Below are 9,870 nucleotides of genomic sequence, written 5' to 3' on the forward strand. Positions count from 1 at the left end.
TTCTGAACGCAAGGACCTCGTGCATGGCTGATCAACCGGACCAGTCCGCCACCGCTCAGCCGGTAACCGTCGAAGCCAGCAGCCTGCGCGATCAGGTGGCGACGATCAAACGGGCGCTGGTAGGCTCACCGGTGCGCAAGTGGCTGGTCTGGACGTCGGTCGGCATTATGGCGGTCATCGTCGCCACGTCGATCGGCCAGGTTCTGCTCAACCGCTGGAACCAGCCTTTCTACGATGCGCTGGCGCGTCGCGACATGGCGGCCTTCCTGCATCAGCTGATGATCTTTGCCGTGATTGCCGGCACGCTGCTCCTGCTCAACATCGCTCAGACCTGGCTCAACCAGATGATCCGGCTGAAGCTGCGCGAGGCGCTGACGCTCGACCTGATCGACCAATGGATGCGGCCGGCGCGGGCCTTCCGGCTCGCCAATGCCGGCGCCATCGGCGTCAATCCCGACCAGCGCATGCAGCAGGATGCCGCGCATCTGTCCGATCTGTCGACGGACCTCGGCGTCGGCCTGCTGCAATCCTTCATCCTGCTGGTGTCGTTCGTCGGCGTGCTTTGGCAACTCTCGTCGGGCTTCGTCTTCCACATCAACGGCTGGTCGCTGGCGATACCGGGCTACATGGTCTGGGCCGCGTTCCTCTATGCCGGCATCGCCTCCTGGCTGAGCTGGCTGGTCGGGCGGCCGCTGATCCGCCTCAACAGCGACCGCTACACCCGCGAGGCCGAGCTGCGCTCCTCGATGGTGCGCGTCAACGAGAATGTCGACGCCATCGCGCTCTATCACGGCGAAGCCGATGCCAAGAGACGGCTCGAAATCGACCTTGGCACGGTGCTGGGCGCGATGCGAAACATCTACAAAGCGCAGATCAACCTTTCCTGGGTGACCGATACCTATGGCTGGATCACCGTGGTGGCGCCGATCCTTGTGGCATCGCCGGTCTATTTTTCAGGCGATATCAGCTTTGGCGGGTTGATGATGGCGGTCGGCGCCTTCAACCAGGTGCACTCGTCGCTGCGCTGGTTCATCAACAATATCGGCGGCATCGCCGACTGGCGCGCCACGCTGATGCGCGTTGCCGACTTCCGCATTGCGCTCGATGAAACCGATGTGTTGCACGACAAGGAAAAGCGCATCGAATTCGGCGATAACGCCAATGGCAGCCTGACCTTCGAGAAGCTCCAAGTGGCCTCGCCGGAGGGCTGCACCAAACTTTCAGACAGCCATGTCGAGATCCATCCCGGTGAGCGCGTCGTGATCACCGGCGACCCAGGCGCCGGCAAGACATTGTTCTTCCGCGCCATTGCCGGCCTTTGGCCCTGGGGCAGCGGGCGGATCGGCTTGCCGGCCGGAGAAACGCCGATTTTCGTGCCGCGTGTTCCGTATTTTCCTGCCGGCACGTTACGCGAAGTGCTGCATCCGAATGGCTCGGCGCCGGCTGGCGATGCTGATTTTGGGGCGGTGCTGGCCGAGGTCGGCCTCGAGCGGCTGTCATCCTCGCTCGACCGTTCCGCACGCTGGGAGCGTGAACTCAACGATGACGAACAGCGGTCGCTGGCCTTCGCCAGGCTGGCCTTGCGGCAGCCGAAATGGGTGATCATCGACGAAGCGATGGACGCGTTCGATGGTCCTTCGCTGCGAAGGGTACTGTCCATGCTGGAGAAACGCCTGCCGGAAACCGCGATCCTCAACATCGGGCGCGGACTGCACAATGGTCATTTCTTTCCACGCGCATTGAACATCGTGAAGGATACGGGTGCTGCGCCACTGAAACCCGCCCGAGTCAGGACCGGCGCCATCGACCCGCCGCCGAAAGCGGCCGTGCGGCGAAAGAAGTAGAAGGGGCTTTATTTCGCCGCGATCGCGGCGAAGATTCACGGGTCGAAACATCCGTGGTGCGGCCATGCTCGATGCGCTCAGCCTGCTTGCCTGCCTTGCCTGCACCACGCCCGTGGCTGCCCCGGCCGTTGCCGTGGATGTCGAACTGGTGCTGGCCGTCGACATCTCACAGTCGATGGACGAGAGGGAGTTCGCGCTGCAGCGCGCGGGCTATGTCGAGGCGCTCAGGCATCCCGATTTCATCAAGGCCGTGCGCTCGGGAACCACCGGGCGCATCGCGCTTGCCTATTTCGAATGGGCGGGCGTCGTGCGCGAGGATGGCGTCATCGCCTGGCAGGTGATCGACAGCGCAGAGAGCGCCAACGCCTTCGCCGACAGAATAGAAGCGCGGCCGTTCCGCAGCTTTCGCGGCACCTCGATTTCCGGTGCGCTTGCCTTCGGCGCCGGGCTGTTCGAGGGCACGGGGTTCGATGCGCCACGCAGCGTCATCGACATTTCCGGCGACGGTCCCAACAACACCGGGCTGCCCGTCGCCACGACACGCGATGCGGCGGTGGCCAAGGGCATCGTCATCAACGGCCTGCCGATCCTGATCAGCCCGTCGCCGACCTTCAGCCATCTCGACCAGTATTATGACGACTGCGTCACCGGTGGGCCCGGCTCCTTCGTGTTGCCGATCTATGCGGCCTCGGAATTCGCCACCGCCATACGCCGCAAGCTGATCCTGGAGGTGAGCGGCATCGCCGATGCGACCGTGGTCCCGATCGATGCGGCCACACCCATGGACTGCCTACAGGGCGAACGCGACCGGCGGCTATATTCCGACCCATATCTGCCGGAACTCGACAAATGAGGTTTGAGGCAGTTCGGAGGGGAAAGCCGCTGCGCGGCTTGTCGGCAAACTTCAGGCCGGCCGTGCACCGTATTTGTCGCGAAATTCGGCATAGAGATCGCGGCGCCAGCGCCGGCCGCCGACATAGCCACGCAACAGCTGCGGCAGCGAATAGCCAAGCGCCTTCGACGACCGGTTGGCCATATAGCCGGAGAACGCCTGCGAAACCCTGCCCTTGAGTGCATCGGCGATGAGCTGCCGGGCGATCATGTAAGGCGGAATGTAGGGGTAGCGGTCGGCGATATAGGGGTGCTTGTCGATCAAGCTCGCATAGGCTTCGACATAGCCGTCCCGGCGACCGGAGATCGAATTCTCCGAGTTGTACTTTTTCCAGTCGATCACTTCGGACAGCTGCGCGCCGCTGCGACGGGCAAAGCGCAGCAACAATTCGCGATCCTGCATGCGCGTGACGTCACTGTCGTAGCCGCCGATGGCCAGCAGCGACTCGCGCCGGGCGGTGATTGCCGACCCGGCAATGAAGATGGTCTGCGCGACAAGGGCCCGCTCCAGCGAGTCGCGGCTCAGCAGCGCCTCGCGGTTGACGCAGTTGGTGCGGCGATTGCCCTTCAGCGACACGAAGGAACTGATCAGCACTTCGAGCGAGGGATTGTTGTCGAACTGCTCCAGCGTCCGCGCCAGGCGATCCGGCAAATAGACGTCGTCGGAATCGAGGAATGTCACCACCGGCGCCTGCGCCCGCTCGATGCCGGCATTGCGGGCGGCATTGGCGCCGCGCCATTTCGAGCCAACATAGATCAGCCGTGGATCGCGGATTTCGGCAAGTGCGGCTGCCGTACCGTCGGTCGAGCCGTCATCGACGACAATATGTTCGAACCGGGGAAAATTCTGCGCCAGCACGCTCTCCACGGCGCGCACCACCTTGCTGCGGCGATTGTGCGTCGGTGTGATCACCGAGATCAGCGGAGCGAGGTCGGTTGCCTTGGACATGTTGCTTCGATTGTGCCCCGAAATGCCTGGAGGCCGGAGGTTTTGATGTCGCCGTCCAAGCCTTACCCCGGGATGGCATTCGATTCGACGCTACAAAAAACCAGCGGCAATGTCATCACTAACTGTTGAGCCAGGACGCCGGTAAGCCGGCCGATTACCCCAGACGTAATCGACCGATGGCCATCATGTCTGCAGATTGCGCCAACGAAGCCGGTCGTCGGGCTTCGATCTCACAGGGAGTTCAGCCATGGCCGCCTACGCCGTCGCCCATATGCGTCAAGTCACAATGGGCCCGCAGATTGTCGAGTATCTGCAGAGGATCGACGCCACATTGGAGCCGTTCGGCGGCCGCTTCCTTGTCCACGGCGCCGACATGGACGTGGTCGAAAACGAATGGCCCGGGCATCTGATCGTCATCGAGTTTCCGGACAGGGCGAATGCGTGGGGCTGGTACGATTCATCAGCCTATCGCGAGATTCTGGCCTTGCGCACCGACAACTCCCACGCCGATGTGATCATCGCCGATGGCGTTCAGCACCCGCACAAGGCGACGGACGTGCTGGCATAGGGGCAAACTACCGCTTCAACAAGAACACCGCTTGCTGGCCGAAGAAATTCCAGAACCACCATGGCATCGACAGGCCGATCTTCTGGCCGTTGCCGTCGAGCGCGGTGGCTTTCTCGACCGAGGCGCCGAGTTCCTCGACCAGATTGACGAAGTCGCGGATGGTGCAGAAATGGATGTTGGGCGTGTCGTACCAGGAATAGGGCAGGTCCGCGGTCACCGGCATCCGGCCCTTGACGAACAGCGACAGCCGCACCCGCCAGTGGCCGAAATTGGGGAAGGAGACGATGGCGCGGTTGCCGATTCGCAGCAGCTCGTCGAGCACCAGCTTCGGGTTGCGGGTCGCCTGCAGCGTCTGAGACAGGACGACGAAGTCAAAACCCTTGTCCGGATAGAATTCGAGGTCGGTATCGGCATCGCCCTGGATGACCGAGAGACCGCGCGCCACGCATTCATTGACGCCGCGCTGTGACAGCTCCAGCCCGCGGCCGTCGACCTGCTTGGTCTCCTGCAGGAGTTCGAGCAGCAGGCCGTCGCCGGAGCCGACATCGAGCACCCGCGACTGCGGCGGTATCAGGTTGGCCACGACTTCGAGGTCGACGCGCTGGCTGCCATTGACGCTCATGAGGCGAGCCCCCTTGCGCGGGCCGCCGAGCCGATGAAGCCCTTGATGGCGGCAAACAGTTCGGGTTCATCGAGCAGGAAGGCATCATGGCCGCGGTCGGTGTCGATCTCGACGAAGGAGACGGAGGCGCCGGCGGCGTTGAGCGCATGCACGATCGAGCGGCTCTCCTCGGTCGGGAACAACCAGTCCGAGGTGAAGGACACCAGGCAGAAGCGGGTCTTGGTCCCGGCAAAGGCATCGGCCAACCGGCCGCCATGGTCGGCGGCGAGGTCGAAATAATCCATCGAACGGGTCATGTAGAGGTAGGAGTTGGCGTCGAAGCGGTCGACGAATGTCATGCCCTGGTGGCGCAGATAGCTTTCGATCTGGAAGTCGGCGTCGAAACCGAAGGTCAGCGCTTCGCGGTCCTGCAGATTGCGGCCGAATTTCCGATGCAGGGCGGCTTCAGACAGATAGGTGATGTGGGCGGCCATGCGCGCCACGGCGAGCCCCTTTTCCGGGCGCTTGCCGTGCTCGAAATATTTGCCGCCATGCCAGTCCGGATCGGCCATGACGGCCTGCCGGCCGACCTCGTGGAAGGCGATGTTCTGCGAGGAATGGCGTGCGCCTGTGGCGATCGGCAGGGCCGAGAAGACGCGCTCGGAATAGCATGACGCCCATTCCAGCACCTGCATGCCGCCCATCGAGCCGCCGAGCACGCAAAACAGCTTTTCGATGCCGAAATGGTCGACCAGCATCAGTTGCGCCCGCACCATGTCGCGGATGGTGATGATTGGCAGGTCGAGGCCGTAGGGCTTGCCGGTGGCGGGATTGGTCGAGGCCGGACCGGTGGAGCCGAGGCAGCCGCCGATGACGTTGGAGCAAATGACGAAGAAGCGGTTGGTGTCGATGATCTTGCCGGGACCGATCAGCACTTCCCACCAGCCGGGCTTGCCGGTCACCGGATTGGTGCTGGCGACATGCTGGTCGCCGGTCAGCGCGTGGCAGACCAGGATGGCGTTGGTGCGGGCATCGTTGAGGGCGCCATATGTCTGGTAGGCGATCTGGAACCGCGACAAAAGCGTGCCGGCGTCGAGCTTCAGCGGCTTGTCAGGGCCAAAACGCAACACAGGGCTCGACGGGTTGTCGGCCTCGTTGTTGGTTTTTGTAGCGCGGAGCGCGGCCATGTGACTCTCCTTGCCCGCCGTCAGGCAATAAAAAACCGGCAATGCGATCGCAAAGCCGGTTACGTCACGCAAACGGCCCTTTAGCGAGTTGTTTAACGTGGCTGCAAGCCGACCGGCCAAATCACCACGGAACTGTTGCGTTCTTCTAGAACTCGTGCGGCCCGGCGTCAACGGCCAGCTATTGCCCGCCTCTCGACATTCGCGGCTACGGCTTGTATTTCCGCTGCGGCCTCCGGACGGAGGCATTCTCGATGGATTTGCGACATGGACAAGACAGCGGACAAGGCACGGCCGACGCCCCGCGCGGGCATTATGGACATCGACGCCTATGTGCCGGGCAAGAGCACGGCACCGGCCGGCGTCGCCAAGGTCCATAAATTGTCGTCGAACGAGAACCCGCTCGGCCCGTCGCCGAAGGCGATCGAGGCCGCGCGCGAAGTGGCCAGCAAGCTCGATGTCTATCCCGACGGCACCGCCCGCCGGCTGCGCGAGGCGATCGCCGAGGTGCACGGCCTCAACCCGGCAAACATCATCTGCTCCAACGGTTCCGACGAGATACTTGGCCTGCTGGCGCAGACCTATCTTGCGCCAGGCGATGAGGCGATTTTTACCGAACATGCCTTCATGGTCTACAAGATCTACATTCGGTCGGCGGGGGCCAAGCCGGTTGCTGTGAAGGAAACCGAGGAGCGCGCCGACGTCGACGCGATCCTGGCCGCGGTGACGCCGCGGACCAAAATCATCTTCCTCGCCAATCCCAACAACCCGACCGGCACCTATCTGCCGTTCCAGGAGGTCCGCCGCCTGCATGCCGCGCTCCCGGGCAACGTGCTTCTGGTGCTGGACGCGGCCTATGCCGAATATGTCAGGCGCAATGACTATGAGGCCGGCATCGAGCTGGCGGGCAGCGCACAGAATGTGGTCATGACCCGCACCTTGTCCAAGCTCGGCCTTGGCGGCGCGCGCATCGGCTGGATGTATGGCCCACTGCACATCGTCGATGCCATCAACCGCATCCGCGGCCCTTTCAACGTCAACGCAACAGCGATCGAGGCCGGCATTGCCGCCATCCGCGACCGCGCCCATGTCGAGCGCAGTTCGTTGCACAACGAGACCTGGCTTATCTGGCTGAATGAAGAACTGACGAAGCTTGGGCTGCGCGTGACGCCCAGCGTCGGCAATTTCGTCCTCATCCACTTTCCCGACGACAAGAGGCATTCGGCTGAGGCGGCGGACGATTACCTCACCCAGCGCGGCTATATATTGCGGCGCGTTACCGGCTATGGCTTTCCCAATGCGCTGCGCATGAGCGTCGGCACCGAAGAAGCAAATCGCGGCGTCATCGATGCCCTCACGACATTCCTGAAAAGCTGAAACAATGACAGCACCGATGTTTGAAAAGATCGCGCTGGTCGGCATCGGCCTGATCGGCTCGTCGCTGGCCCGCATCATCCGCCGCGAGGGCCTGGCCCGCCATGTCGCCATCGCGACGCGCAGCCCGGCCACGCTGGCGCGGGCGAAGGAGCTCGGTCTTGGCGAGAGCTACACCACCTACGCCAGGGAAGCGGTCCGCGACGCCGACCTGATCATCGTCTCGGTGCCAGTGGGGTCGTCGGGCGAGGTGGCGCAAGAGATCGCAGCGGCGCTGAAAAAAGGCGCCATCCTCACCGATGTCGGTTCGACCAAGGCCTCCGTCATTGCGCAAATGCAGCCCTATGTGCCGGACGGCGTGCACTTCATTCCGGGACACCCGCTGGCGGGTACGGAGAAATCGGGCCCGGATGCGGGTTTCGCCGAGCTGTTCGAAAACCGCTGGTGCATCTTCACGCCGCTGCCGGGAACCGATCCGGCCGCGCTGGAAAAGCTGTCGGAATTCTGGCGGCGCTGCGGCTCCAACATCGACACGATGGACCCGCAGCATCATGACATGACGCTGGCCATCGTTTCGCATCTTCCGCACATCATTGCCTACAACATCGTCGGCACGGCCGACGATCTGGAATCGGTGACCAAGTCGGAAGTGATCAAATATTCGGCTTCCGGTTTCCGCGACTTCACCCGTCTGGCCGCCTCCGACCCGACCATGTGGCGCGACGTGTGCCTGCACAACAAGGATGCCATCCTGGAAATGCTGGCGCGCTTTTCGGAGGACCTCGCCTCGCTGCAGCGGGCGATCCGCTGGGGCGACGGCGACAAGCTGTTCGACCTGTTCACCCGCACCCGGGCCGTTCGCCGTTCGATCATCGAGGCCGGCCAGGATATCGACGTGCCGGATTTCGGCCGGCAGGCGGTCGAGCACCCGGTGAAAAGTTAAATCTGTTTCAGACGGGCCAGGTCGCCGCGACCATGGCCATTGTCTCGGCCCGGTCCGGCGCGCCCAGCCGGCCGCCGAAGCGCTGGCATTTGAGCGCGGCCGCCGCGCTGGCAAAGCGCAAGGCCTGCTCGATAGGCATGGCTTCGGCAAGCCCGACGGCAAAGGCACCGTGAAACACGTCGCCGGCGGCAAGCGTGTCGACCGCCTTGATCTTCGGCGCCGCGATGTGGCGCACGCATCCGGCGGACCGGTCATGCCACCAGCTTCCCGCGGCGCCGCCGGTCACCGCGACAAAGGCGTCTGTGCGGCTGGCGAGGTCGGCGCAGGCGGTTTCGGGATTCAGCGCGTGGCCGCAGACGATGCGTGCAGCCGTCTCCGAAGCGACGATGTGCGACGCCAGCGGCAACAGACGCTCCAGCACCTCCAACGGCGCCGTGTCGGCGTCGAGGATTGCCGGGCAACCGGCGTCGCGCGCGGCGGTCAAGGCAAGAGCGGCGGCGCCCGGCCAGCGCACATCGACCAGCACGGCATCGAAGCCGGAAAGATCGGCGACAGGCACCGCCTCGGGGTCGGCCTGCGCCTTTGGGTCGTAGAAGGGCACGATGATGCGCTCGCCATGAGCGTCGACCAGGATCGCGGCCAGCGCCGAGCGGGCGCCTTCGACGCGGCGGACAAAGTCGCAATCGACGCCCTCGGCCTCGATGCCGGCCAGCAATTGGTCGCCGACGGCATCGTCACCTGCACTTGCCCACAGGAACACCTCGGCGCCGAGACGGCGGGCGGCGCAGGCAGCACTTGTCGCCATGCCCGAGGCGATCTGGATGCCGTCCGAGGCGATGAACTTGCCCTGATGCGTGGGCAGGGTTTCGACGCGCAGGATGGTATCCAGCGTCAGCGCGCCAACGCTCAGCAGTTTCACCGGTCGGTTCATGCGTCGGCTTGCTCGAGCATGATCTCTCCCCAAAAGCCGTTCCCGCTCTTTGCGATCATGCTCTATCTCTTTGTTTTAACGCAATTCCGGACGGAAAACCGCTCACACTTTTCCTGGAATTGCTCTAATCGAGCGGCTTGATCTTGCCCAGCGGAATGAAGCCGAGCGAGACCTTGCCCTTCACCACCTTGAGCGGCATCGACGGTTCGTTGCCGAGCAGCGCCAGACCGGCAAAGCCTTGCTCGATCTGGCTCTTCTGCTCGGGGATTGCGGTGGCGAGAATTGCCGCCACGGCTTTGGGATCCTGCAGCTTGATCGTCAGGTCGGCATTGACCTGGCCGTTGGCGTCGACCGACACCGGGCCGGAGACGGTGATGCGCGCGGTTCGCGACGACAGATCGAGCTTGTGGATGTCGACCGCCTGGCCGCGCAGGCTCCTGGCCTGCGTCTTCATCAGCGCGACGCCGTTCTTCAGCGTCGCGTCGCCGCAGCCGTCCCGCGGGGGCCCCCCGCGCCCGCCCCACGCGTCGGCGGCGAGATCAACAACGGTGGACCGGCCGGCGTAGGCGCTGTGCGGGCCCGGGG

Annotated in this window: 10 protein-coding genes and 1 riboswitch; of the genes, 5 read left to right on the top strand and 5 right to left on the bottom strand. The window is 63.9% G+C overall.

Annotated elements, in window-relative coordinates:
- The first annotated feature begins 23 nt into the window (after positions 1 to 23).
- Both NKI88_RS28545 and NKI88_RS28550 read left to right on the top strand, forming a co-directional pair.
- Positions 24 to 1,844 carry an ABC transporter ATP-binding protein/permease gene (locus NKI88_RS28545; protein WP_352658763.1) on the top strand — a complete coding sequence of 607 codons (1,821 nt, stop codon included), beginning with the start codon at positions 24 to 26 and terminating at the stop codon, positions 1,842 to 1,844.
- 64 nt (positions 1,845 to 1,908) lie between these two features.
- Positions 1,909 to 2,697, top strand: coding sequence for a DUF1194 domain-containing protein (locus tag NKI88_RS28550; RefSeq protein ID WP_352658765.1), 789 nt, complete (start codon positions 1,909 to 1,911; stop codon positions 2,695 to 2,697).
- 51 nt (positions 2,698 to 2,748) lie between these two features.
- Here NKI88_RS28550 and NKI88_RS28555 read toward each other — a convergent pair whose 3' ends face one another.
- Positions 2,749 to 3,684 carry a glycosyltransferase family 2 protein gene (locus tag NKI88_RS28555; protein WP_023673297.1) on the bottom strand — a complete coding sequence of 312 codons (936 nt, stop codon included), beginning with the start codon at positions 3,682 to 3,684 and terminating at the stop codon, positions 2,749 to 2,751.
- Positions 3,685 to 3,931: 247 nt separating this feature from the next.
- Here NKI88_RS28555 and NKI88_RS28560 point away from each other — a divergent pair, with 247 nt between their 5' ends.
- Positions 3,932 to 4,252, top strand: coding sequence for a DUF1330 domain-containing protein (locus NKI88_RS28560; protein WP_352658767.1), 321 nt, complete (start codon positions 3,932 to 3,934; stop codon positions 4,250 to 4,252).
- A 7-nt stretch (positions 4,253 to 4,259) separates the two neighbouring features.
- On the opposite strand, the gene metW is transcribed toward NKI88_RS28560, so the two are convergent.
- Positions 4,260 to 4,874: a methionine biosynthesis protein MetW gene (metW, locus tag NKI88_RS28565; protein WP_023685353.1), complete on the bottom strand. Its 615-nt coding sequence runs from the start codon at positions 4,872 to 4,874 to the stop codon at positions 4,260 to 4,262.
- Positions 4,871 to 6,040 (bottom strand): homoserine O-acetyltransferase MetX, encoded by a 1,170-nt coding sequence (gene metX, locus NKI88_RS28570; RefSeq protein WP_352463195.1) that lies wholly within the window; start codon positions 6,038 to 6,040, stop codon positions 4,871 to 4,873. The genes metW and metX overlap by 4 nt, the downstream gene beginning before the upstream one ends.
- Before the next feature lie 60 nt (positions 6,041 to 6,100).
- Positions 6,101 to 6,178: riboswitch (SAM riboswitch) on the bottom strand.
- A gap of 126 nt (positions 6,179 to 6,304) precedes the next feature.
- Between metX and hisC the strand changes: the two genes are divergently transcribed.
- Entirely contained in the window at positions 6,305 to 7,414 is a 1,110-nt protein-coding gene (gene hisC / locus NKI88_RS28575) for a histidinol-phosphate transaminase (RefSeq protein WP_352658769.1), read from the top strand.
- A gap of 4 nt (positions 7,415 to 7,418) precedes the next feature.
- Positions 7,419 to 8,354, top strand: coding sequence for a prephenate/arogenate dehydrogenase family protein (locus tag NKI88_RS28580; protein ID WP_352658771.1), 936 nt, complete (start codon positions 7,419 to 7,421; stop codon positions 8,352 to 8,354).
- Between the two features lie 7 nt (positions 8,355 to 8,361).
- Here the strand turns inward: NKI88_RS28580 and NKI88_RS28585 are convergent, their stop codons facing one another.
- Both NKI88_RS28585 and NKI88_RS28590 read right to left on the bottom strand, forming a co-directional pair.
- Positions 8,362 to 9,285 (bottom strand): sugar kinase, encoded by a 924-nt coding sequence (locus tag NKI88_RS28585; RefSeq protein WP_023748509.1) that lies wholly within the window; start codon positions 9,283 to 9,285, stop codon positions 8,362 to 8,364.
- A 124-nt stretch (positions 9,286 to 9,409) separates the two neighbouring features.
- Positions 9,410 to 9,870, bottom strand: a 461-nt coding sequence (locus NKI88_RS28590) for a DUF2125 domain-containing protein (RefSeq protein ID WP_352658773.1), incomplete at its 5' end; no start/stop codon positions are given.

The organism is Mesorhizobium sp. M0317, assembly GCF_040321555.1.
Classification (GTDB): Bacteria; Pseudomonadota; Alphaproteobacteria; order Rhizobiales; family Rhizobiaceae; genus Mesorhizobium.

What these genes read in the sequence shown, in the direction of transcription:
- NKI88_RS28555 (WP_023673297.1), bottom strand. Translation starts at nt 3,684, where the DNA reads ATGTCCAAGGCAACCGACCTCGCTCCGCTGATCTCGGTGATCACACCG.
- metW (WP_023685353.1), bottom strand. Translation starts at nt 4,874, where the DNA reads ATGAGCGTCAATGGCAGCCAGCGCGTCGACCTCGAAGTCGTGGCCAAC.
- NKI88_RS28550 (WP_352658765.1), top strand. Translation starts at nt 1,909, where the DNA reads ATGCTCGATGCGCTCAGCCTGCTTGCCTGCCTTGCCTGCACCACGCCC.
- NKI88_RS28580 (WP_352658771.1), top strand. Translation starts at nt 7,419, where the DNA reads ATGACAGCACCGATGTTTGAAAAGATCGCGCTGGTCGGCATCGGCCTG.
- NKI88_RS28545 (WP_352658763.1), top strand. Translation starts at nt 24, where the DNA reads ATGGCTGATCAACCGGACCAGTCCGCCACCGCTCAGCCGGTAACCGTC.
- metX (WP_352463195.1), bottom strand. Translation starts at nt 6,040, where the DNA reads ATGGCCGCGCTCCGCGCTACAAAAACCAACAACGAGGCCGACAACCCG.
- NKI88_RS28560 (WP_352658767.1), top strand. Translation starts at nt 3,932, where the DNA reads ATGGCCGCCTACGCCGTCGCCCATATGCGTCAAGTCACAATGGGCCCG.
- hisC (WP_352658769.1), top strand. Translation starts at nt 6,305, where the DNA reads ATGGACAAGACAGCGGACAAGGCACGGCCGACGCCCCGCGCGGGCATT.
- NKI88_RS28585 (WP_023748509.1), bottom strand. Translation starts at nt 9,285, where the DNA reads ATGAACCGACCGGTGAAACTGCTGAGCGTTGGCGCGCTGACGCTGGAT.